The 23,586-nt window shown below is 53.9% G+C and carries 23 protein-coding genes and 1 tRNA gene; 11 read left to right on the top strand and 13 right to left on the bottom strand.

All coding sequences use genetic code 11. The annotated features are described in order from the left end of the window. Positions 1-11: 11 nt before the first annotated feature. The gene (locus AC2AXP_RS04610; RefSeq protein WP_484381443.1) at positions 12-410 is read right to left on the bottom strand and encodes a VOC family protein; all 399 of its coding nucleotides are present in this window, start codon (positions 408-410) and stop codon (positions 12-14) included. Positions 411-572: 162 nt separating this feature from the next. On the opposite strand from AC2AXP_RS04610, the gene AC2AXP_RS04605 reads away from it, so the two are divergent. Continuing rightward, a complete protein-coding gene (locus AC2AXP_RS04605; protein ID WP_004964329.1) occupies positions 573-1,373 on the top strand; it encodes an AraC family transcriptional regulator in 801 nt (266 codons plus the stop codon). On the opposite strand, the gene leuA is transcribed toward AC2AXP_RS04605, so the two are convergent. Further along, positions 1,324-3,012, bottom strand: a complete 1,689-nt coding sequence (gene leuA, locus AC2AXP_RS04600; protein WP_484381643.1) for a 2-isopropylmalate synthase — start codon at positions 3,010-3,012, stop codon at positions 1,324-1,326. The two genes, AC2AXP_RS04605 and leuA, sit on opposite strands and share 50 nt — an antisense overlap. Positions 3,013-3,222: 210 nt before the next feature. Here leuA and AC2AXP_RS04595 point away from each other — a divergent pair, with 210 nt between their 5' ends. Then, complete coding sequence (locus AC2AXP_RS04595; RefSeq protein WP_004964334.1) at positions 3,223-3,600, top strand: MysB family protein; 378 nt, start codon at positions 3,223-3,225, stop codon at positions 3,598-3,600. An 84-nt stretch (positions 3,601-3,684) separates the two neighbouring features. After that, positions 3,685-4,233, top strand: a complete 549-nt coding sequence (locus AC2AXP_RS04590) for a GNAT family N-acetyltransferase (RefSeq protein ID WP_004964335.1) — start codon at positions 3,685-3,687, stop codon at positions 4,231-4,233. 4 nt (positions 4,234-4,237) lie between these two features. Here the strand turns inward: AC2AXP_RS04590 and AC2AXP_RS04585 are convergent, their stop codons facing one another. The 3 genes from AC2AXP_RS04585 to AC2AXP_RS04575 all read right to left on the bottom strand — a co-directional run bounded on the left by AC2AXP_RS04585 (position 4,238) and on the right by AC2AXP_RS04575 (position 8,759). After that, a complete protein-coding gene (locus AC2AXP_RS04585) occupies positions 4,238-4,483 on the bottom strand; it encodes a YceK/YidQ family lipoprotein (RefSeq protein WP_004964336.1) in 246 nt (81 codons plus the stop codon). 150 nt (positions 4,484-4,633) lie between these two features. Next, positions 4,634-7,195 (bottom strand): glucans biosynthesis glucosyltransferase MdoH, encoded by a 2,562-nt coding sequence (mdoH, locus tag AC2AXP_RS04580; RefSeq protein WP_004964338.1) that lies wholly within the window; start codon positions 7,193-7,195, stop codon positions 4,634-4,636. After that, positions 7,188-8,759, bottom strand: coding sequence for a glucan biosynthesis protein G (locus AC2AXP_RS04575; protein ID WP_182646450.1), 1,572 nt, complete (start codon positions 8,757-8,759; stop codon positions 7,188-7,190). Before AC2AXP_RS04575 ends, mdoH begins: the two co-directional genes overlap by 8 nt. Before the next feature lie 260 nt (positions 8,760-9,019). Between AC2AXP_RS04575 and mdoC the strand changes: the two genes are divergently transcribed. The 4 genes from mdoC (at position 9,020) to AC2AXP_RS04555 (ending at position 13,928) form a co-directional block, all read left to right on the top strand. Next, positions 9,020-10,150 carry a glucans biosynthesis protein MdoC gene (gene mdoC / locus AC2AXP_RS04570; RefSeq protein WP_484381442.1) on the top strand — a complete coding sequence of 377 codons (1,131 nt, stop codon included), beginning with the start codon at positions 9,020-9,022 and terminating at the stop codon, positions 10,148-10,150. A gap of 215 nt (positions 10,151-10,365) precedes the next feature. Beyond that, positions 10,366-11,382: an acyltransferase family protein gene (locus AC2AXP_RS04565; RefSeq protein WP_004964343.1), complete on the top strand. Its 1,017-nt coding sequence runs from the start codon at positions 10,366-10,368 to the stop codon at positions 11,380-11,382. A 311-nt stretch (positions 11,383-11,693) separates the two neighbouring features. Continuing rightward, positions 11,694-11,918 carry a hypothetical protein gene (locus AC2AXP_RS04560; RefSeq protein WP_004964345.1) on the top strand — a complete coding sequence of 75 codons (225 nt, stop codon included), beginning with the start codon at positions 11,694-11,696 and terminating at the stop codon, positions 11,916-11,918. 288 nt (positions 11,919-12,206) lie between these two features. Then, a complete protein-coding gene (locus AC2AXP_RS04555) occupies positions 12,207-13,928 on the top strand; it encodes a potassium/proton antiporter (protein WP_039992220.1) in 1,722 nt (573 codons plus the stop codon). A gap of 597 nt (positions 13,929-14,525) precedes the next feature. On the opposite strand, the gene AC2AXP_RS04550 is transcribed toward AC2AXP_RS04555, so the two are convergent. The 6 genes from AC2AXP_RS04550 to AC2AXP_RS04525 all read right to left on the bottom strand — a co-directional run bounded on the left by AC2AXP_RS04550 (position 14,526) and on the right by AC2AXP_RS04525 (position 17,580). Next, positions 14,526-14,657: a hypothetical protein gene (locus AC2AXP_RS04550; RefSeq protein ID WP_004964351.1), complete on the bottom strand. Its 132-nt coding sequence runs from the start codon at positions 14,655-14,657 to the stop codon at positions 14,526-14,528. Positions 14,658-14,726: 69 nt separating this feature from the next. Continuing rightward, complete coding sequence (locus AC2AXP_RS04545; protein ID WP_004964354.1) at positions 14,727-15,230, bottom strand: YlaC family protein; 504 nt, start codon at positions 15,228-15,230, stop codon at positions 14,727-14,729. 118 nt (positions 15,231-15,348) lie between these two features. Continuing rightward, the gene (locus AC2AXP_RS04540) at positions 15,349-15,648 is read right to left on the bottom strand and encodes a sigma-S stabilization anti-adapter protein IraP (protein ID WP_004964355.1); all 300 of its coding nucleotides are present in this window, start codon (positions 15,646-15,648) and stop codon (positions 15,349-15,351) included. Between the two features lie 176 nt (positions 15,649-15,824). Then, positions 15,825-15,918, bottom strand: a tRNA-OTHER gene (locus tag AC2AXP_RS04535). Positions 15,919-16,031: 113 nt separating this feature from the next. Further along, a complete protein-coding gene (gene cho / locus AC2AXP_RS04530) occupies positions 16,032-16,883 on the bottom strand; it encodes an excinuclease Cho (protein ID WP_198772699.1) in 852 nt (283 codons plus the stop codon). Positions 16,884-16,971: 88 nt separating this feature from the next. Further along, a complete protein-coding gene (locus AC2AXP_RS04525; protein ID WP_039992221.1) occupies positions 16,972-17,580 on the bottom strand; it encodes a hypothetical protein in 609 nt (202 codons plus the stop codon). A 360-nt stretch (positions 17,581-17,940) separates the two neighbouring features. On the opposite strand from AC2AXP_RS04525, the gene proP reads away from it, so the two are divergent. Beyond that, on the top strand, positions 17,941-19,464 hold the full coding sequence (proP, locus tag AC2AXP_RS04520) for a glycine betaine/L-proline transporter ProP (RefSeq protein WP_088499662.1): 1,524 nt from the start codon (positions 17,941-17,943) through the stop codon (positions 19,462-19,464). 65 nt (positions 19,465-19,529) lie between these two features. On the opposite strand, the gene AC2AXP_RS04515 is transcribed toward proP, so the two are convergent. After that, a complete protein-coding gene (locus AC2AXP_RS04515; protein WP_273867657.1) occupies positions 19,530-20,024 on the bottom strand; it encodes a CinA family protein in 495 nt (164 codons plus the stop codon). Between the two features lie 390 nt (positions 20,025-20,414). Between AC2AXP_RS04515 and AC2AXP_RS04510 the strand changes: the two genes are divergently transcribed. Beyond that, entirely contained in the window at positions 20,415-20,768 is a 354-nt protein-coding gene (locus tag AC2AXP_RS04510) for a hypothetical protein (RefSeq protein ID WP_484381441.1), read from the top strand. Between the two features lie 96 nt (positions 20,769-20,864). Here the strand turns inward: AC2AXP_RS04510 and AC2AXP_RS04505 are convergent, their stop codons facing one another. Continuing rightward, a complete protein-coding gene (locus tag AC2AXP_RS04505) occupies positions 20,865-21,092 on the bottom strand; it encodes a biofilm development regulator YmgB/AriR family protein (protein ID WP_004964374.1) in 228 nt (75 codons plus the stop codon). 418 nt (positions 21,093-21,510) lie between these two features. Between AC2AXP_RS04505 and AC2AXP_RS04500 the strand changes: the two genes are divergently transcribed. Both AC2AXP_RS04500 and dgcQ read left to right on the top strand, forming a co-directional pair. Next, complete coding sequence (locus AC2AXP_RS04500; RefSeq protein WP_484381440.1) at positions 21,511-21,729, top strand: hypothetical protein; 219 nt, start codon at positions 21,511-21,513, stop codon at positions 21,727-21,729. A gap of 166 nt (positions 21,730-21,895) precedes the next feature. Further along, positions 21,896-23,581: a cellulose biosynthesis regulator diguanylate cyclase DgcQ gene (gene dgcQ / locus AC2AXP_RS04495; RefSeq protein WP_004964382.1), complete on the top strand. Its 1,686-nt coding sequence runs from the start codon at positions 21,896-21,898 to the stop codon at positions 23,579-23,581. Positions 23,582-23,586: the final 5 nt, after the last annotated feature.

Raw genomic sequence — 23,586 nt, 5'->3', positions numbered from 1 at the left:
GCGTCGGCTTTTTATTCCTGCCACGCCCGTTGTTGCAGCACTACGCGATAACCATCAAAATCCTCAAAGGTGACGCCATTGACTTGCCAGTAGGGATTGTACGCGGCGACTTGACGAAAGCCGGCGGCCAGCATCTGCTGACAGCGCTCGCGCCACCGCGTCTCGTCAGGCAGATAGAACACCAGCAAATTGTCCTGCGTCGGCGCTCGCCCCACCCGTACACCGTGATGATGGGTAAACTCAAGGTGATAGGCATAGTGCGGATGGCCGACCATAATGCCGTCAAAACCCTGATGATCGTAAAACTCACCCAGCCGGCGGAATCCCAATCCCTGGCAATACAGGCTGGCGATAGCCTCAAGCTGGTCGGTTGGCCGCGCAATGCGCAGCACGGCATCACGTGTGGTCACATTCGCTCAGTGTCGGCTAGCGTGACGTGACCAGCCATCGCCAGCTAACATAGCCGTTATCCCGAGCCTACCCTTGCCAAGAAATGCGTTTCAGCACTGGCATGAAAATGGGCTGCATGGCATGCTGCAGGATACTCTCCTGCCACCGAACCGGGCGTAACAATGCTTTATCACCATGATTACCTGCCGGAAAATCAATCCATTGTGCCATTCGCCAAGGATTATCAGCACGGTGACATCGAACCCGATCACCACCATAACTGCGCACAGCTGATCCACTGCCTAAGCGGCGTGGTACAGATCAATACCCGACTCGGCAGTTGGGTAGTGCCGCCTGGCCGCGGGGTATGGTTGCCGGCACGGGTCGAACACAACCTGCGCTTTACCGGCAAGGTGGCGGTCAGAACGCTGTTCGTCGATCCGCTGGCTCGCGCCGATCTGCCCGCCCAGTGTCAGGTAGTGCAGATCTCGCCGCTGCTGCGTGAACTGATCGTCAGCGCGTTGGACATTCCCGCAAACTATGCGTCTGGCGGTCGTGAAGAGCGCATTATGGAGTTGATTCTCGATGAGTTGCGCATGATGCCCATGTTGCCGCTGCATCTCCCCGAACCTCGCGACCGGGCCTTGCTGGCACTGTGCCAGCATATTCAAGGCTCGCTGGCGCAACCCTGGACGCTGGAGCAGGCCGCACGGCATATCAACGTCAGCGGCCGTACCCTGGCGCGTCGTTTTCAGCGCGAAACCGGTCTGCGCTACGGCGATTGGCTGCGTCGCGCACGCCTGTTGGCCGCCCTCAACGCGTTGGCCAGCGGGCACTCGGTGCTGTCGGTAGCGCTGGATCTTGGCTATGACAGCCCGAGCGCTTTTAGCGCGATGTTCCGTCGCCAACTGGGCGTCGCGCCCAGCGTTTATTTCAGCCAGCCGCAACCGGTGGTGGCGTCAGATAGCGCCCCGCCACGTTGAACAGCGCCTGTAACGACGCGCGGGCAGAATCGGCATCAATACCGACACCGTATGCCGCATCGCTGCCTGGCGCCGTACAGCGAATATAGGCCACCGCCCGGCTGTGGCTTTGATGCCCCAGCGTGTGCTCATGATAATCGGCAATCGCCAGCTGAATGCCGAACCGCTGGCGTAACGCATCGACGGCACTGGACAACAGGCCATTGCCTACACCGGTAAGCGGCTGAGGTTCACCGTCAACCATCACGCTGGCCTGGAAGCTGTAGGCGTGGTCGCCACGACTTTCGGTCTGATAGCTCACCAGTTGCAAACGCGGTTGCTCTACCAGGCCATACTGATTGCGGAACAGCCGCCACAGCTCGGCGCTGGTCATTTCCTTGCCGCTGCCATCCGTTTGCTGCTGCACCACCTGGCTAAAATCAATCTGCAACCCGCGCGGCAACGACAAACCGTGATTCTGTTCCAGCAACCATGCGGCACCGCTTTTACCCGACTGACTGTTGACCCGGATCACCGCTTCGTAATTGCAACCGACGTCGGCCGGATCGAGCGGCAGGTAAGGCACCTGCCAGCGTCCATCCTGCCTTTCGGCCTGGGCGGCAAAGCCTTTTTTGATCGCGTCCTGATGGGAGCCGGAAAAGGCGGTAAACACCAGTTCACCGGCATAGGGATGGCGCGGATGTACCGGCAGCTGATTGCACTGCTCTACCACTTCCACCACCTGTTGCAGACGGCTGAAGTCCAACCCCGGAGCGATCCCCTGGGTGTACAGATTCAGCGCCAGCGTCACCAGATCGACATTGCCGGTACGTTCGCCGTTGCCAAACAGACAGCCTTCAACGCGATCGGCCCCCGCCAACATCGCCAGCTCCGCGCAGGCTACGCCGGTACCGCGATCGTTATGCGGATGCACGCTGATGGTCACCCGCTCGCGTTGGCTGAAATGACGACAGAACCATTCGATCTGGTCGGCATAGACATTCGGCGTACTGACTTCCACCGTTGCAGGCAGATTGACGATCATCGGCCGTTGCGCGCTCGGCTGCCACACCTCGGCCACCGCTTCACAAATCTCCAGGGCAAACGGCAATTCGGTAAAACAAAAGGTTTCCGGTGAGTATTCAAACGTCCATTCGGTCTCCGGCTGTCGTTCGCAAAGCTGCCGAATACGCCGGGCGCCATTAACCGCCAGCGCGATGGTGGCGGCCTTGTCTTGTCGGAATACGATGTCACGAAACAGCGGCGCGGTGGCGTTATACAGATGCACAATCGCGCGAGGCACGCCTTGCAGCGCCTCAAAGGTGCGGTCGATCAGATCGTCGCGCGACTGGGTCAGAACCTGAATGGTCACGCCGTCCGGGATCTGTCGTTCGTCGATCAAGTAACGAACAAAATCAAAGTCGGTCTGCGACGCCGAGGGAAACGCCACTTCGATTTCACTAAAACCGCATTGCAGCAACAGCTGATAAAACAACTGCTTGCGCTCCCTGTCCATCGGCTCCGCCAACGCCTGATTACCGTCGCGTAAATCACTGGAACACCAGCGTGGCGCTCGTTGCTGCGTGCGCGCCGGCCACTGGCGATCCGGCAGCGCAACCGGTGGAAAGGGATGATATTTGGTTTGTGGATTAGGCAACATCATGGGCTCCTGAGCGTTGAACGATGATGTGCCATTATTCTTCGCCACTGGCACCGTTTCGCCGGCTTAAGCGACAACCCTCGTCGCAAAATGGACAACAAAAAAATTTGCATCCTGCGTGGCTGCGACAACAATTACTTTTGACGTTTGTCACGACGCTTCAGAAGTCCTGAAGTTTACTCATTAACCGCACTGTTACCGGAGACGATCATGAGCCTATATGCCACTTTGGAAGAAGCAATCGATGCAGCGCGCGAAGAGTTTATTGAGTCCGCCGAAGGCGGTAATGATGACGAACCGCCGGTGCCACAACAGTTCAATCTGCAAAAATACGTGATGCTGGACGGTGATATCATGTGGCAGGCTGAATTTTTTGAAGACGAAGGCGAGTCGGTTGAGTGCCTGACGCTGCGCAGCGGCGCGGCGGCTCAGGCGATATTCGACGGCGATTATGACGACGAGGAAATTCATGAAGAATGGTTGGGTGAAAATACCCTGTATGAATGGGAAGAAGGCGATTTCCAACTGAATCCACCGCTCGACACCGAAGAGGGCGAAACGGCCGCCGATGAATGGGATGAGCGTTAATCCCCCTCGGGCGGGCCTGGCTACGGCCCGCCCAACGGTCGAGAGCCGTGCTCTGCTGTCCGACGTTAATTTAAGGATCCGATAATGCTTATTCGCCAGGCGCGTGCCAGCGATTACCCCGCCATTTTGACGCTGCAACGGCTAAACACGCCAGAGAATCTCAGCGGCGCGCAGCTGCAACAAGGTTTTATCGTTTCAACCATGGATGAGGCACAGTTGGCCAGCCTCAACCAAGACCTCGGCATATTGGTGGCGGAGCACGACGGTCAACTGGCCGGCTTTGTCTGCCTGTCCCAGACGGACACACAGCCACGCCCACCGGTGGTCGACGCGCTGGTCGAGACCCTGTCCAGCCTGACGTTCAACGGCCGGCCGCTGGCCGAGCAGCGAGTGTTTTTATACGGCCCGGTATGCCTGGCGACGCAATGGCGAGGAAAAGGCGTGTTAAAACAGCTGTTCGCGGCGGTGAAAACCCACACCCACGAAAGATTTGATCTCGGCGCGCTGTTTATTGACCAGCACAACCCGCATTCGTTGGCTGCGCACGTTGACGGCCTGGGGATGCACGCATTGAGTACCTTTGACTGCCAGGGAAAACGCTATTGGCTATTGGCGTTCGCCACCAACGGCTGAACGATTACTCATACGGCCCGTGTCGCATATCAAACGGCAGCATAAAGGTGTCCACCACCATCGACAACGGCACGTCAATCACCGTTAGATAACGCCACGGCGTATCGCGTAAATCCCACTGCACGCCCGGATAATATTGATTGCCGTGCCCTGCACCCGGCACCGTACGGCTGATGATGCTGCCGCAGCCGGACAAGACGACTGTCCCGAGTGCCAGCAATGCTAGACGGAGATAAAAACGTATCTTCACCCAATAGACCTATCTGCATGGTTGTTTCGGTATAAACAACCTCCGCGCAAATTTTAACATAGTTCTTGCCGAGCCCAAGGTCAGCATTGCGTAAGTACCAACGAAAAAGGGATGCGCCATGCGCATCCCTGGGTAGCAAACGTTCAGCGATTAACGCTGACCGCGTGGGTGTGCCAGATCGTTGTGTGGCAGCCGTTGATAGTGTTCACGCCAGCTTTCGCCCTCCGGCTGTAACCAGACGCGCTGATGCAACCGCGACAACGCAACCGGGTCGCTCAACAGTTCAAGGCGTTTTGGCTTGGCCAGAGCGTCGGGGCCGACCTGCAACGCTTCGTTAACCCGTTCTTCGCGTACCCGTTCGATGGCAGCACGCAGATGATGGCGGGCGGTAGCCATGGCCGCGGCCAGCGCATTGAAGGACGGATTGACCACCGCATGCAGGAAACCGTCACGCAACGCGCGGTCGCGGTTCAGCTGCAAGTATTCTTCGGTGGCCACCAGCTCGCGTGGCGGCGAGTACTCTTCCGGGATCAGGAACAGCTTGGCGCGTTTACTCTTCAGCCCCAACGTCGCTCGGCTGGACAGCACCGACACGAACGGCGACAGGATCAGCGAGAAGACAATCGGTGCCAGCCACCACAGGAAACGCAGGTCCAGCCAGGCCATACCGCCTGCCCATACCAGCCCCAGCAGCATCTGCGAACCATGGCGCTTGAACGCCTCACCCCATGGCGTGTCGTCGTCGTCACGCTGTGGCGAGTTCCATACCACTTCCCAACCGAGGAAGGCGCTGACCACAAACACCGTATGGAACAACATGCGCACCGGCGCCAGCAGCACCGAGAACAGCATTTCCATCAGCATCGAAATCAGCAGGCGGAACGCGCCGCCGTATTCTTTGGCGCCCTTGGCCCAGATCAGCACGATGCTGAGCAGCTTCGGCAGGAACAACAGCACCAGGGTGGTGGAGAACAACGCTATCGCCAGTTCGGGACGCCACTGTGGCCATACCGGGAACAATTGCCGCGGCTGCAGGAAGTACTGCGGTTCCATCAGCGTATGCACCACCTGAAGCGCGGTGGATAACGCCAGGAACATAAACCACAGCGGCGCCGACAGGTAAGACATCACGCCGGTCAGGAACACTGCACGGTGTACCGGGTGCATGCCCTTGACCAGGAACAGACGGAAGTTCATCAGGTTGCCATGGCACCAACGACGGTCACGCTTCAATTCATCCAGCAGGTTGGGCGGTAGTTCTTCGTAACTGCCCGGCAGATCGTAGGCTATCCACACCCCCCAACCGGCACGGCGCATCAGCGCCGCTTCGACGAAGTCATGTGACAGAATCGACCCGGCGAACGAGCCTTCACCCGGCAACGGTGCCAAAGCACAGTGCTCGATGAACGGTTTCACGCGGATAATCGCGTTGTGCCCCCAATAGTGAGACTCACCCAACTGCCAGAAGTGCAGGCCGGCGGTAAACAGCGGGCCATAAACGCGGGTGGCAAACTGCTGCACGCGCGCATACAGCGTATCCATGCCCGACGCTTTTGGCGCAGACTGGATGATGCCGGCGTTCGGATTGGCTTCCATCAGGCGAACCAGACCGGTCAGACACTCGCCGCTCATGACGCTGTCCGCGTCAAGGATTACCATGTAGCTGTATTCACCGCCCCAACGACGACAGAAGTCATCAATGTTACCGCTTTTGCGTTTAACGCGACGGCGGCGACGGCGATAGAAGATACGGCCATGGCCATCAACGTCGCGGCACAGTTCCATCCAGGCCTTCTGTTCCGCCATGCAGATATCAGGATCGTAGCTGTCGCTCAGCACATAAATATCAAAGTGATCCAATTGGCCAGTGGCCGCCACCGATTCATAAGTGGCGCGCAGCCCGGCGAACACGCGTTCAACGTCTTCGTTGCAGATAGGCATGATCAACGCGGTGCGATGCTGTGGGTTGATCGGTTCGTCGCCCTTGATGGTGGAGGATATACTGTATTTATCCTTGCCAATCAGCAATTGCAGAAAGCCCATCAGCGCGGTCCAGAATCCCGCCGACACCCAACAGAACAGAATGGCAAACAGGATCAGAATGCCGGTTTGCAGCACATAAGGCAGCAGTTGCAACACCGACTGCATCAGATCCTGATCCAGCATGGCGATAGGATCGATCAACGCCCAGCCCTGATACGGCAAAATGGTTTTCATGTACCAGGTGGCAATACCGGTCTGAACCAGCATCAGGATCAGCAGCACATAACGACGCATCGAGCCGACGGTACGCCAGCGGTTTTCCGCAGCGGCTTCTTCCTTGCTGACATGCCGATTATGCGGCGCACGCCCCAGCAGCGAATCCCAAAAACGGGCCACCGGATTGGTGCGCCAGGCTTCAGGGAACATGCTGGTACGCTTGATCGGCGGCGTGGCCTGCAAAATGGTGCGCCCTTCCGCATCCGTATCGAAGTTGTCGTCGCTGAGCGCATCCGGCCAGGCGGTCTGGATACGGCTTTTCACCGACGCCAGCGCCACGTCGTCAGCCGACAGCGCGCCGACATTGGCATCGGCAGCGCCCATCTGGCGGTGCAGAGTAACCAGCGCCGGCTCATCACCGGCGTCAAGTTGTTGGGTGAGCGCCCCTGACCGCGCATCGGTCAGGGGCATTGCCGCAAGATAATCCTGGGCAGATTGAGTCGTCTTATTCATTGGCAGGCAGCTGATTGCTCCAGGTTTCCGACAGGGTCTTGTCACCGTTGACCAGCGCAGCGCGCATTTCTACCGGCTTCTTGTCGTCTTTCACTTTAAGGCGCAGCGTTAAACGCCAGCCTTTGGTGACTGGATTATAGCGTACATTGTTTTCCACCAGCTCGCCGTTGTCGCCGACGCTGACTTGCGAAGCAACCGGCGTGTTGGCGTCAAGACCGGCCAGCACAGGGCCCACGAAGTCCACCAGGAACGCCACGCTGCCATCCGGTTCACGGATCAGGTTGGACTGCTTCACGTCGCCGGTAGAGCGCATGGTCTGGCTCACGTAGGCAATATCCTGTGAATGCAGCTTGTCTTCATCGCGAGTGAAATGCAGGCGGTAATTCAGCGCCAGCGGCGTTTTCGCATCTGGCAGTACGTCTGGAGTCCAGAACGCCACAATGTTGTCGTTGGTTTCATCCGCCGTCGGAATTTCCACCAGCTCGACCTTGCCCTTGCCCCAATCACCACGCGGTTCTACCCAGGCGCTTGGACGCTGGTCATAGCGATCGTCCAGATCTTCATAATCCTTGAAGTTACGGCCGCGTTGCAGCAGACCGAAGCCTTTTGGATGTTCGATGGTATAGGTGCTGACCGAAAGATGCTTCGGATTGTTCAGCGGACGCCAGATCCATTCGCCGTTGCCAGCGTGAATCGACAGACCGTTGGAATCATGCAGCGCCGGACGGTAGTTCAGCGTTGGCGACGGCTGGTTCGGACCAAACAGGAACATGCTGGTTAATGGCGCGATGCCCAGTTTGCCCACTTTGTCGCGCAGGAACACTTTGGACTGTACGTCGACCACGCTGTCTCGGCCCGGATAGACCACGAAGCGATAGGCGCCGGTGGCGCGCGGCGAATCCAGCAGCGCATAGATAACCAGATGCTTGTCGCCGGCCTTAGGGCGCTCAATCCAGTATTCGCGGAAGCGTGGGAATTCCTCACCGGATGGCAACGCGGTGTCAATCGCCAGACCGCGCGCGGAAAGTCCGTACACCTGGCCCTTGCCCACCACGCGGAAGTAGCTGGCGCCCAGCATGCTCATGATTTCATCGTTTTTGTCTGCGCTGTTGATCGGATACAGCACTTTGAAACCGGCAAAGCCCAGATTCTTAACCGATTCAGGATCGTGCTTGACCGAACCGAAGTTGAAATAATCTGCGCTGTACTTGATTTGCTTGACGGTATTGGCGGTGACTTCGTTGATCTTCACCGGCGTGTCGAAGTACATCCCTTGATGATAAAACTCAAGCTTGAAAGGGGTTTTCAGCTTGTTCCAATAGGCTTTATCGTGATTGAACTGGATTTGCTGGTAATCCGCGAACTTCATGTCACGGAATTGAGAAGGAAGGTTGCTCTTCGGGGCTTCAAACCCCTTACCCGCCAGTTGCTGCGCCTGCTTGGCCACATCATCGATGGAAAAGGCCCATGCCTGCGCGGAAAACAGCGTGAACAATACGGTCGTAGCACCTAACCAACGGACGCCCTTGGCGCGTGGTTGTCTGGATAAATTATTAACTAGCACATCCCCCCCTATTCGTGTGCTCAAATCATTTAAAATCCATATTAATGGATTATTCAGCTTTCCGACAACATGAGAAATGAATGGTTCATGTTTATGGCTCAGAGTTTAGGCAGCTGAAGAAACCCCAGCGTACCAAGCCCGGCAGCAAGACGCTATGGAAAATTATGAATCGGTATAGTAGGGTTTGGGCTGCGATTTAACGCATGCTGACTTAATAAGCAGGTTAATGACGGTTCAATAAAAATTATCAGCGGTAATCTATGACAAACGGCAGCAACCAACGCGAGTTTTTTCTTGATTCAATCCGAGCGTATTTAATGTTGCTCGGCGTTCCTTTTCATCTTTCTCTGATTTACTCCAGCCACGGCTGGGCGGTCAACAGCGCCAGCCCGTCGTTCTCGCTGACGGTGCTGAACGACGTGATCCACGCCTTTCGCATGCAGGTGTTCTTTATCATTTCCGGCTACTTTTCCTTTATGCTGTACCAGCGCTATGAGCGCCGCCGCTGGCTGAAGGTAAGGCTGGAACGCGTGGTCATTCCGCTGCTGAGCTCGATACCATTAATAACCATTCCACAGTTCTTTATGCTGAAATATTTCACGGATAAATTAAACGGCTGGAATGCGTTTTCCCTGTACGGAAAAATAAATGTAACAATTTGGGAATTGGTTTCACACCTGTGGTTTTTATTAACCCTGGCGTTGTTAACCTGCGTTTGCTTTTATCTGTTTCGCCGAATTAAGGCGATTGCTACCCCCATTGCGCCCTACCCGATCAATCGCATGACTAATTTAGGAAAGATCTTACTTTATTTCCTACTGTATGCGCTGCTCTATTCAACGGCACACCGGATGATTTTAACCTTCGCGCCGCAGATCCTGCCCAACGCGGTGTTCAACTTCGTGGTGATGGAAACCCTGTTCTATCTGCCGTTCTTCGTGCTTGGCGCCTACGCCTTCAAGTACGCATGGCTTAAAGACATTTTCCTCAAGCCATCGCCGTGGGCGGTGCTGGGGTCGCTGCTGTTGTTCATCGCCTATATGCTGAACCAGAAACTGCTGGCGCACAGCGACTTTATGTTTGAAATTGAAATCATCATCAAGGCGCTACTAGGTATCCTGATGACCAACGTGGTGTTTTCATTTGGCCATGCGCTGCTGAATCAACATTCGCCGCGCATTACTTATCTGGTCAACGCCTCACTGTTCATCTATTTGGTACACCACCCGCTGACGCTGATATATGGCGCCTTTATCACGCCTTATATTGGCAATAATCTGCTGGGCTTTACGCTGGGACTGGTGTTTGTCTTTGGCCTGGCCTTTGCCTTATATGAAGCACACAAGCGCGTACCATTACTGAAATTTCTATTTTCCGGCAAACCGCAATAGGCTTGCCCAACCAGGCCAACCAGGGGAAGCGCGCTTCCCCTCACCTCTCGCCAATCGGTAAACGACGCTGACCGTTGACCTGCGAAGCAAGTGTTATTCCGCCATTCCTAATCATTTTCTGAAAAGCTGCGTTTTGCGATTCAGCTCCGTTGTAAAACCCCAATGCCCGGCTACGCTTTCTACACGATCGATTTACCATAAATATAGGGTTAATAATGAGAGAAGCTTGGGTAGATTATGCCAAAGGGATCGGCATTATTCTGGTGGTCTTCGGCCACGTCAATCGTGGTTTGTACAGCGCCGGCATTCAGTTTTCGGACGCGTCCTACCAGCTGTTGGACAGCGTGATCTACAGTTTCCATATGCCGCTGTTTTTCTTCCTGTCCGGGCTGTTCTTCGCGCCGTCGTTGAATCGCAAAGGCAAAACACGGTTTATCATCAGCAAGATTGACACCATTGTCTATCCGTACATCATCTGGTCATTGTTGCAGGGCAGTATCGAAGTAGTGCTGTCCCGCTATACCAACAACCCCTCCAGCTTTTCCGATGTGCTGATGCTGTTTACCCATCCACGCGCACAGTTCTGGTTCCTGTATGCGCTGTTCGTGATTTTTGTGGTAGCCACGCTGCTGTATAAAAAGGACAAGTTCCACCTGATACTGCCGGTGATGATCGTGATTTCCGCCGCGCTGTATATTTATCAAAACAGCCTGGGGAATTTTGCCCACTTTGATTACATCACTCGCTTTATGATCTTCTTCCTGCTTGGCGCGTTGGCGATTCGCTACGCCTCGGCGATTGCCAATGTCGGCATGGGTGTCGCCGGATTGGCGTTGGTGGCCTTTGTGGTACTGGAATGGCTATTCCATGGCTATTTGGGGCTCAATTATACCGATACCGGCATCATGTCGTTACTGCTCGCCATCGTGGCGATTGCCTTTATCGTCTGCCTGTCGGTGTTGCTGGCACGGCGCGATCTGGCATGGCTGCGTAAGCTGGGCGAATTGAGCATGGTGATTTACCTGATGCACATTCTTGCCGGTAGTGGCCTGCGCATTGCCCTCAGCAAAGGCTTGCACGTCGACAACTGGGCTATCCACGTTATCGCCGGCACGCTGTTTGGCCTGATTGCCCCGGTAATCGCCTATTACGTCATTACTCGCCTGCATCTTACCTTCCTGCTGGAGCGGCCACATATCTCGTGGCTACAGCGCAAGGTCAAAACACCATAACGTATTAACCAGGGGCGATGTCGCGCCCCTGTCCCCCTGCCGCAAAATGCCACAAACCCGATATAATCTATTTTCGCCTCCAATATTATTCAGGCTGACAAAGCACGCATTGCTCATCTCAAGGAGCAGAACTGCGGCAAAGTTATACTGGAGTATATGGCAGCGAGTTGTTATAACTGCTTTGCATAAGTGGAAATCCACATCCCTGCCTTACGGTAGCGATTGGGCTCAATGAACCCTAAGGGACGACAGCGCCACTCAATTGGCGGTGCTGGCATTAGCGCCCTTCCGTCACGACAGAGAGGATTTTTATGACCGACAACAACACCGAAGCACAGCAAGCCGAGCCGGCCAACACCACATTGCTAAAGATTCTGGGCAGGCTGCTGTCAGCATTGGACGCGTCCATCAGCGGCAAAGATCGCAGCATTCTGGTACACGACCTGGCCAACTTCAATCTGGACGGCGTTTCTGAAGGCGAACGCAAGCTGGCCTCTGAATTGATCAGGCGAGCCCTGCAATCCCTCGATCACTGAGCGGCCATTTCTACCAACCATTAAATCCCCTATGGGGTTTAATGGTTTTATCCGCCGGACAACCATCATGATTCTTCCCTACATTCATTTTCAAGCGACTGATATAAATAAACAAACTAGGAAACAACGTTACTTTTAACGTTCTTGTCGGTGTTTTCCTGCCACAGTGACAATAAAAGTCAAAATCTGGCCAAATCAGCCTTGGCGTTTTACCCGGGAAACAGGCTATCATTAGCAGGCCGAGGCGCGACCGCGCACCGCGTTAACCAGCCAAAGGAGAAGGTCATTTTGGATGCCAGCACGATCAACAGTTTGTTTATTATCGGCGCCGTGTTGGTAGGGGCCAGTATCCTCCTCAGCTCTTTCTCATCACGTCTTGGCATCCCCATTCTGGTTATCTTCCTGGCAATCGGCATGCTGGCCGGCGTTGACGGCATTGGCGGCATTCCTTTTGACAATTATCCCGTGGCCTATCTGGTCAGTAACCTGGCGCTGGCGGTGATTCTGCTTGACGGCGGCATGCGTACGCGCGTCAGTTCTTTCCGCGTTGCCTTATGGCCAGCCCTGTCATTGGCCACGGTCGGCGTGGTGATCACCGCCGGGTTAACCGGGCTGGCAGCCGCCTGGTTATTTAATATCGATCTGATCCAGGGGCTGTTGATCGGCGCCATTATCGGTTCAACCGACGCCGCGGCGGTGTTTTCGCTGTTGGGAGGCAAAGGGTTAAACGAACGCGTTGGGGCCACGCTGGAAATCGAGTCCGGCAGTAACGATCCGATGGCGGTTTTTCTGACCATTACGCTGATCGCAATGATTTCGGCCGGAGAAACTACCCTCAGTTGGAGCTTCCCGCTGCATTTACTGCAACAGTTCGGCATGGGGATCATTTTTGGTCTCGGCGGTGGCTGGTTGCTGATGGCGTTGATTAACCGCATCAAATTGCCCGAAGGGCTATACCCTCTGCTGGCAGTCAGCGGTGGTATCTTGATATTTGCGCTGACCACCGCGTTAAACGGCAGCGGCATTCTGGCGGTGTACCTGTGCGGGCTGATGCTCGGCAATCGGCCGATTCGCAACCGCCATGGCATCGTGCAGACGTTTGACGGCCTGGCCTGGCTGAGCCAAATCGCCATGTTCCTGGTGCTCGGCCTGTTGCTGACGCCTAGCAATCTGCTGCCGATTGCCGTGCCGGCTCTGCTGTTGTCGTTGTGGATGATCCTGTTCGCCCGCCCGATTTCGGTATTCCTGGGCCTGCTGCCGTTTCGTAACTTCACCCTGCGTGAAAGGGTATTTATTTCCTGGGTTGGCCTGCGCGGCGCCGTGCCGGTCATTCTGGCAGTATTCCCAATGATGGCCGGCTTGCCAAACGCCCATCTGTTCTTTAACGTCGCCTTCTTCGTGGTGCTGGTTTCGCTGTTGCTGCAAGGCACCACGCTGGCTTTTGCCGCCAGGAAAGCCAAAGTGGTGGTACCACCGGCGCTAACGCCCATTTCGCGCGTTGGTCTGGATATTCATCCGGAAAACCAGTGGGAGCAGTTTATCTACCAATTGTCGGCCGACAACTGGTGCGTGGGTGCCGCGCTGCGCGAATTGAAAATGCCACCGGGTACCCGCATCGCTGCGCTGTTTCGCGGTAAGGAACTGCTGCACCCAAGCGGCAGCACCCGCCTGCGCGAACAGGATATTCTGTGCGTCATCGGCCATGAGCATGACTTGCCAACGCTGGGCAAGCTGTTCAGCCATGCTCCGCCCGTCACGCTCGACGCCCGCTTCTTCGGCGATTTTATTTTGCAATCAGATGCCCGCTTGAGCGATATTTCGCAGATTTATGGTTTGAATCTGCAGGAAGGCGTTGATGAACAGCAAACGCTGGGGCAGTTCGTGCTGCAGATGATTGGTGGCGAACCGGTGGTGGGTGACCATATTGAATGGGACGGCCTTACCTGGACCATCGCCGAAATGGAAGGCAATCAGGTCAGCAAGATTGGCGTAAAAATCGGCGACGATTAACCACTGCCGTCGTTGAGGCTGCACCGGTGATCTAACCCGTCGTGCAGCCCGGCAAACCGCTGCCGCCTTCGACAGCCCTCTGGCGACTCTGCCGACTTCGAGTCTCCTGACGCAGCCCGGTCGAATACGCCGCTCAAGGCCGCTGGCCACGCTAGAGCCGCTTTCGCCACCTCAAGACAAACAACGCGAACAGTTCTGGAACTTATGGCGATAGGAAAGCTCATAATACTGGCAATAATAAAACGCTGACCTTAGCGCGGTAAAATGCACCGGGAAGCCGAGCCGGCACCGGGGAACACGCAGGTAATTGTAGGTATTGGTTTGAATAACAGTAAAAAATTTATCGCCATAATGATAGCCGCGGTGTTAATACTGGTCGGCGTTAATCTTGGCGTTGCCGATTTAATTCATAAAATTCTGGTTGGATGACGTAACGTGACGCAGCGTAAGCATGATGGAGACTTACTGGGGAAAATCTTGATCGCCGTTTCGGCACTTTGCGTGCTGATCGTTGCGGGGTTATTGATCTGGGGATTTGTTCTGGACTGAACAGCAGGCATAAAAAAACCGCCGCGGCGGTTTTTTAGCGATTCACGATCAGATTTTACAGCCTTCGCAGTCCGCTTCGTCTTCAAGCATTTCGGGAACTTCTTTTGCTTTCTCGGCGGCTTTTTGTTCGGCTTTGGCTAACTCTGCATCGATGTCAAAATCGAAAATATCATCACTCATCGCAACTTCCTTACACTTAACGGGCTTCAAACGCTGAGTATAATCGACATCCTGGCAGGCGCAAACCCTTCAATTGACCAACGCTACCGACGCGCCGGGGTTATGCAGCTTCTTACCGTACGCCAGGTCGTAAACGTCATAGAAATCAATTTCGCCTTTGTTGGCGAGTATTTCCTGCACTCGAGACTTCAGCGCCATGCCGACCGTCGGTTCAGCCAACAGCGCCGCTACCGCCTGTGCCGATAATGCCCGGGTAAAATACCATTCGCCGTTATAGCAAACCCGCAGATCAAGCACGCCGATATCCTCAAAACGGTATACGGGTTTGATCTCCACCAGCAGCATGGCAAACATGAACAGCACAAATGCGGTAAACCCGATCAATGACCACAGTCCCAGGTAGGGAACCGGGTACATCACGCCGATCACCGCAAAATAGCCGGCAAACATCGCCAGACACAGATAACGATGGGTACGCGCAAACTCGCTGTTGAAGCGCGGCTTGCCGTCACGCCCTTCTCGCTGGTTAATGTGGTCGATTTCTTGCAGCAGAATGTTTTTAATCGCGTCCATCTCGGCAACCTTGGCAGGAAAGTATTATTACTATCGATAATTACGCGCCAAACTAACATAAGTACAGTTTGCCGAGGTAGATCAGTTCAGCAATTAAAAACCGGCAACTGTTATAGTTTCAGCGTGACTGCGACGCTTGCCCCTGGGCAAACATGAACATGCGCTGAGCAACGTCGTCCGCCTGCTTGATCTTGTTCTGCTGGCAACCGTTGCCGCGTTGAATGGCGCGTGCATAGGCAATCTCATGCGCTTTATCGATCATGGCAATGACGTCATCACGCAGCGACTTGTCCAGATTGCCCAGCAGGGTCGTGATAATGGCTTGATAGGCATTGGATTCCGCCGTCAGCGCTTTTTCACGGGCTTCCAGCGCGGCGACGCGTTGCAGTAGTTCTTGCAGTTGGGCAGATTCAGACATATCGACCTCCGGTTGCCGGGCAGAAAACCTGCCTTCTTACAGTCTAGCAAAGGATCGATCTTCAGGGAGGCGTGAAGCAGGTAGGGTAAAGCACACCCGAAAATCCCAACGAGGAGCCGATAGTACAAATCAACCCGGGTGCGCTTTAGCCTACCGCTGTGTAGAGTTCAGGAAGCTGGCGCGCTATGCAGGACTCGAACCCGCGTCTATCAATTTTGTAGCCAAAAAGCATGTTAAAACCAATCACTCTGCCAACTGAGTTAATAGCGCATTCCTTCGCTTCGACGGTCATTATCCATATTAACCCTAAGGAGACAAGACAAAATGCCACTATAGCAACTAATTACAGATAAATCTCACCACTTACCGGCTGTTCACATCCATTATTCACTGAGGTCGATGATCGGATAATTACCATTCAGCAGCGGCCGGCACAGGATTTTGTAGCCATCGCTGTCAAAATGACTGGCGCTGCGCTGCAGGCCCGCCACCTGTTCCAGCGCGCTGACCGTACCCAGGTAAAACCAGTTATGAATAATATGGTACTGGTTAAAATCGCCGCGCTGTTCATGCAGTGCCACCCTGCCGGCGTAAGGCCAACAGTGGATGCGCAACTGTTCCAGTGCCTGTGCCAGGCGCTGCTGATGCTGCTCCTCGCTTTGCTTGCCGCAACAGACGCCAGCGCACTTGTGCAAGCTATGGCGAAAACACGCTCGGCCCGGCGGCAATGCTTCCAGACCCAGCCGGCCATAACACAGCTGTTGCTGGTCGGCGATGGTGCGCAGTTTCTCCAGCGCAGCAGTACGGTTGGCAAACAGGCCATATAGCGCCGGCGTCAACGCGAAATCAATCTCCTTGGCATACACAATCTCCAGCCGGGACGCCTGCAAATGCAACGAACATAGCTGACGCGAACGGCGCAGCCGCTTATTGAACAGCGGTTGCAACGCTTTGATCATCTGCGCTTCGATCAGCAATGCACCCAGTTCGCCGGCGGTTTCTGTAAACGAGATACGCTGCGTTTGCCGCAGTAGCTTGCCTTCGTCTTTGCAGCGGAAATGCGCCATCACCCGACTACGGATATTGACGCTTTTACCGATATACAGTGGCATGCCGTCACGCTGACCGTGAAACACGTATACTCCCGGCGCCTTCGGCAGCGTCGCCAGACAGGCACGCAAATGCTCCGGATATTGATAAATGTCGAGCTCAGGCTCTAATCGCTTGGGTAGCATGGCAACGTATATACTCTCAGATCAACGCAATGACTGTATTTATATACAGTGTAGCGTTAAATATCGCCATTGCCTAGCGTCTGCCAACTCAGGTGTTCTCGCCATCTCTCAGATAGCGGTAGCTGGCAAACAGGCAGAACGCATATCCCACCAGTTCGCAGCCCTCTTCTACCATGTTTTTAACCACTCGGTCATAGCCGTCCAGCATCAGCCCTTGCCACAATTGATGCATGCCAAACAAACGTGAAAATACCAGAATACACAGCAAACCGGCGCACATCATGCCGTAGCTGGGATGAGTCAAAAAATGCGCCAGACCATTGACGGTGGCCGCGGGACGGCATAGTGCATACACCAGACACCCTATCGCAGTCAGCAGGGCAAACCATACCCAGGCACCGTGATGCAGATAGTCAAAGACAAAGTCCATTTCGCGAATCAGCATACAGAGAAAAAAGCCGCCGATCAGCACGCGCGCTGGCCGGTACGGCGGTTGCCGCCAGCCAGAAATAAAGAAGCCCAGCGCTATCGCCAACAGCAGGACTTCCTGCATCAGCTCCGTCAGCGAGGTTTCGTAGACAAAATTGTGTAGCCAATGCACATCGATAAATATCAGTCCGACCAGAGCGGCCAACATCGCAGCCTGCAAAGCAAAGGAGATTATTTTCTTAACAATAAGATGTAGCTGAACCTGCATAGTAACGCCCGTTATTATATTCATGGCGCGTATACTAGCGATTCAGGCTGCAATTTACCTTGGCAATTCATGCGCTTGTTATTGATTTTTCGTCGAGCGACGCCACTAAACGCTTGATAAACCGGCCGTCATAATTTGATCGTCGTCACATATAACGTTAAGCTATAGCAAAAAAAATATTACTCACATTAATGAAATAACTCCGATTATCACGCAGCAGAGGGTAAACGCTGACGCTGAACGATGATTTTCACTAAAGCGGCTGGAGCACGCTAAGATTAAAGATACTGATATCTGGGCAGATAAACGTGAACCAGGATAACGAATTCACGCTCGACCAATGGATTAAGGGATGATGCTATGAAGCTAAGAAAAAAACGCCATAAACCCATGCATATTAACGATATAACCATTATCGACGACACCAAGCTCAAGAAGGCGATTACCGCCGCCTCATTGGGTAACGCGATGGAATGGTTCGACTTCGGTGTTTACGGTTTTGTCGCCTATGCACTGGGGCAAGTATTTTTCCCTGGAGCCTCCCCCGGCATACAGATGATTGCCGCGCTGGCCACCTTCTCGGTGCCGTTCCTGGTGCGCCCGTTGGGCGGTGTGTTCTTCGGCGCCATGGGTGACAAGTTCGGCCGACAGAAGGTGCTGTCCATCACCATCATCATCATGGCGGTCAGTACCTTCTGTATCGGCTTGATCCCCTCCTACGCCACGATTGGTATCTGGGCGCCGATTTTGCTGCTGCTGGCAAAACTGGCACAGGGCTTCTCGGTGGGCGGTGAATATTCCGGTGCCGCGATCTTTGTGGCCGAATACTCACCCGACCGCAAACGCGGCTTTATGGGCAGTTGGCTGGACTTCGGTTCCATCGCCGGCTTCGTGCTCGGCGCCGGGGTGGTGGTACTGATTTCAAGCATCGTTGGTGAAGCCAACTTCCTTGACTGGGGCTGGCGTATTCCGTTCTTCCTGGCGGCGCCGCTCGGCATTATCGGCCTGTATCTACGCCATGCGCTGGAAGAAACCCCCGCGTTTCAACAGCACGTTGATAAAATGGAAAAAGGCGATCGCGAAGCGATCCAAAACCCACCGCGCACCTCGTTCAAAGAGATTGCTACTAAATACTGGCGTAGCCTGCTGGTGTGCGTAGGTTTGGTCATCGCCACCAACGTCACCTATTACATGCTGCTGACCTATATGCCAAGCTATCTGTCGCATAACCTGCATTATTCGGAAAGCCACGGCGTATTGATCATCATTGCCATTATGATCGGCATGCTGTTCGTCCAGCCGGTAATCGGGCTGACCAGCGACCGCATCGGCCGCAAGCCGTTCGTCATCGGCGGTAGTGTCGGTCTGCTGTTGCTGGCGGTGCCGTGTTTTATCCTGATCAACAGTAACGTTATCGGCCTGATCTTCCTTGGCCTGTTGATTCTGGCGGTATTGCTCAACTCATTTACCGGCGTCATGGCTTCTACCCTGCCGGCGATGTTCCCGACCCATATTCGCTACAGCGCGTTGGCGATCTCGTTCAACATTTCGGTACTGATTGCCGGCGCCACGCCGACCATCGCCGCCTGGCTGGTGGAATCGAGCGGCAACCTGTATATGCCGGCCTATTATCTGATGGCGGTGGCGATCATTGGTCTGATTACCGGTCTGTACATGAAGGAAACGGCCAACAAGCCGTTGCGCGGTGCCACGCCGGCCGCATCCGACCCTAGCGAAGCCAAAGAGCTGCTACAGGAAACCTACGATAACATCGAGCAAAAAGTAGAAAACATCAGCGATGAAATCACCGACCTGGAAACCCAGATCCAGGCGTTGGAGAAGAAAAAACAGATGCTGATTGACCAGCATCCAAAACTGGATTGATTCGCACCGGATAACCCATCAAGCCACCCCTGCGGGTGGCTTTTTTTGTCTCCTTCCGCTTGGTATCAGCCAGCAGCCTGCAACAGTTGCGTCAGGCGGGTTAACGCAAACAGCGCCGCCTGATGGATCACGCTTTCACTGTCGCCGTCAAAATGCCGCTTCTCCGCGCACAGGCCAATCGCCTCGCCTCCCCAGGCGAACCACACGCTGCCAGCCGGCGTCCCGTCCGCCCCTCCTTCAGGTCCGGCATAGCCGCTGACGGCCAGTGCCACCTGTTCACCAGACGCCGCCAGCGCCCCCTGTACCATCTCGCACACCACCGGCTCACTGACCGCCGTATGCCGCTCCAGCGTTGCCTGCTCTACCCGCAGCAAACGCACTTTGGCGCTATTGGTGTAGGTGATAAATCCACTGGTAAAAAAATCGCCGCTGTCACCGGCGGCGCACAACGCCATACTCACCCAGCCACCGGTACAGGATTCGGCGGTAGATAATTTCAATCCTTTGGCCTTCAACGCATTACCGGCTTGCTTTGCCACTGCCACCAGTTGTTGATCCATTATTCCTCCTGTCGATACAAGATAAATAATTATTAGAACCCTTGCGCTGCCTACCTCCAGTATAGATAGGGAAGAAAATAAAATGAAAATAGTCTAATCCTTGCCAAGTACCCTCTGGAAAAACACGGACATTACTATCAGGTTGGACCAGAATATCCGATGTTTTTTTAACGTATTTATTTCATCGACTTAGTTTTCTCTCCAGACAATTAACCGCCACAGCGGCTTGACTTCCCCAGCATCATGGTTAGGTAAACAATCCTTATATAAATTTCATCGATTTCATTGACAGTTTTTTAATACGTGAACTATAAATTTTTAACCGGCAGAAAACCGGTAAAAGTAACATGACTGAAAGTAAAAAATAATATTCTTATCTCTGGAGGTTATATGGCTTTGAACTTAGGTGGTTTGACGGGTTTATTAGGCGGATTAACCGGGATCGTCAGCGGTGTAATTGGTACCGTTGCCGGTGCTATTGGCGCCGTTAGCGGTGTGGTTGGCGGTATTGCCGATACGGTAACGTCGGTGGTCGATGGTATTCTGGATAAAATCGGCGACGTCACCGGCGGTATTACCGATCCGATAACGGATGTGGTTGATGGCGTAACGTCCGGTAATCTAAGCACTGATGACTTGATTGCAGCCCTGAATAACAGCGCCGATATCGCACAGGACGGTGTGACTCAGGCTGCAGTTGAAATCAGCGGTGTGGCTCATACGGCAGTGGATGCCGTGGCTTAAGCGTAGCAACAGCTAACTATGCACGCGTAATTTAGCCGCCGGGCGTTGTACGACGGCTAAATTATTTGCAAAAAAAACAAGTAACAAAATAAAGCATTATCTGGCGTGTACACCGATAGTTTCCAGTGCGGCACGATAATATTTCTGCATCTCATCGGGCTGCCGCTCTATTTCACTAATCAAATGCTTAAGAATATTGTCCTTATTAATTGCTCTCTGGTCCATGAGTAAATGAAAAATGCTATCACCAAGAATAGCACCCAGCTTTTCACGATAAAGCTGTGCGTCCTCATGCCGCAAGCCGTACAGACTGTAGTCGATCATTGTCCCGAAACTTCCCTAATAATGAAAGGCCGCAATGCAAAGGGCTCTTCAACATTTCAATCATTGTGATAATGAACAGAAACTATTCTTATCGTAATTATTACAATAAGATTTTTCCTATCCCCAAGCAAGTCAGATGCCCGTCATTACGTATGTTTAGGAATTTTCGCACTACACAATTTTTTTAAGGTTATTTGCCCTTGGCTGTCAGATATATTTCAAATGGCCCAAGGGGAGCTAGCATGCCCTATTTTCTTTTACGTCTCCTTAGGCACTATTAGCAAACTATAAATGCGAAGCAGATCACGTTTTTGTGCCAAGGGGATATTTTAACTTGCGCCTGGACGTCCAGAAAGCTAGTTTGCTAAAGCCGACTTGGTCAGCGATCACTTTTAACACTTTGAAATAAAAGGTTATTATGTCCATTACAGTTAAAAGCAAGAAAGAAGCTAAAGTTGCCATCTCGACAGGGAAAGTGAAGAGAATAAAGCTCGATTATCCCGTCAGCGCCGATGATATTTGCGAACTGACAACCATTTGCCGTGCGAAAGGGGCAAATATTATCAAGGATAATGGTGCGTTTATCATTTCCATGAGCAGTCCGACCATTCCCAAGGTCGCCAGTTTTCCTTCCTGACCATTCGGTCATGCCAACGCCCCATCCTGGGGCGCTATTGCCGTAGCAAATAACGTCTACCCCATGGACGCTCCCCCCTGCCCTGTACTAGCATTAACACTGCACCTCATGCTCAAATCGGTAGCCTTACGCTACAATTTTTCCTGTAGCAGCAAGGAACTCACTGATGATTTTCGATAAGTTACTGCCCTCGCAGCTGAATATGAAGAATCCGCAGAAAGTGGTTAACTTGTCTTTTATGCTTATGGTACTGATTTTTATCGTTCTTTCCTGGCGCGAAGCGATAATCATCAATGAGTCATACACCGAAAGCCAACGTAATAAACTGCTGAGCGTTGCCACCACCCTGGACAATCGGATCCAATATAGCCTCGACCAACTTAATTTTTACCAAAGCATCATGGTGCAAGCGCTGGAAACACCATTGGTAACCGATAAAACCCGTGCGGTGCAGCAGCGTTTTGACCAGATCCGTCAACGAACGGTATGGCAGGTGGAGGTGGATCTGGCGCGAGGCATGCCGATTAACGGCGTTTCGGATGCCTTCCGCGGCCAATTTCCGCTACTGCATCGCCTGCCTGTCGGCGCGTTGCATAAAGAACTGGCGGCAGCGCTTGAGTTCAGTTTTATTTTGCATCTGCGCGATGAGCTCAAAGAACTGCAAAAACGCACCTACTATATTTCACGCTCCGGATTTTATGTTTCCTCTGCGCCGCCGCAGAACCACAAGGAACAAATCGTCAGCTGGCGTCGGATGATGACACACAACTATTTCACCAATGGCCAACCGAGCCGCAATCCACAGCGCAAGCTAACCTGGACCGAAGTGTATAACGGCATATTAAACGAAGGGCCGACCATCACCGCCAGCGTGCCGATTGATCTCCATGCAGAATGGTTTGGCGTTATTGCGATGGATTTTTCTACCCGCGACATCCATCAATACCTGAGCAATTCGCTGCCCAGCCAGAACGACGGCACGTTGCTTATCCTGGACAAAAAATTCAACGTTATTGCCAGTACTCAGCCGACGGCGGCCGCCGCGGCGTTAACCCCGACAGAGCGCCGACGGCTTGCTAGCGCATTGGCTAATGATGATTTCGGCACCCTGCGTATGGGCACGCGTTTCATTACCTATTCCGCGCTCAAAAACCTGGATGGCACCCTGGTCAACGTCCATTCGCTGTCCGAAGGCATGCGCGGCGAATACGGTCGCATTATCAGCGTGTTGCTGATCATGTGGCTGGTGTTCAGCTGCGCGTTGCTGCTGGCTTATCAGGTTATTCTGCGTCTGGTACGCCGTATGAGCGATCTTCAAGGCAATCTGGCGATCCGTGCCAGTTACGATACCTTGACCCGGCTGTATAATCGCGGTGCCTTCTTTGAAAAAGCGTATGCCATCGTCGAAAAATGCCGGGCAATCAACCGACCTTACTCGGTCATTCAGATCGATCTGGACCACTTTAAATTCGTCAACGATTGCTACGGCCATCTTACCGGTGACCGCACGCTGGCGACGACCGCCAGGCTGGTGCTCGGTGCGGTACGCCAGCACGATGTGGTCGGGCGGGTCGGCGGTGAAGAGTTTTGCGTGATATTGCCTGGCACCACCAAAAGCGTCGCCAGTCAGATTGCAGAACGGATCCGTGCCTCGCTCGAAGGCGCGATGATATTAACCGATGACAACTTGCCGATCGGTGTTACCGCCTCACTGGGGGTGGCCTGCGCCGATGAAGATGGCAGCACCGCCCTCAACGACCTGCGCATGATCGCCGATCGGCGGTTATACACGGCAAAGAAAAACGGCCGCAATCAGGTGATCAGTGACGACACGCCGTCCACTGGCGCATGATGCCG

This window comes from Serratia sp. Sp408 (genome assembly GCF_057180665.1).
This window is presented reverse-complemented; position numbering and strand designations above follow the sequence as displayed.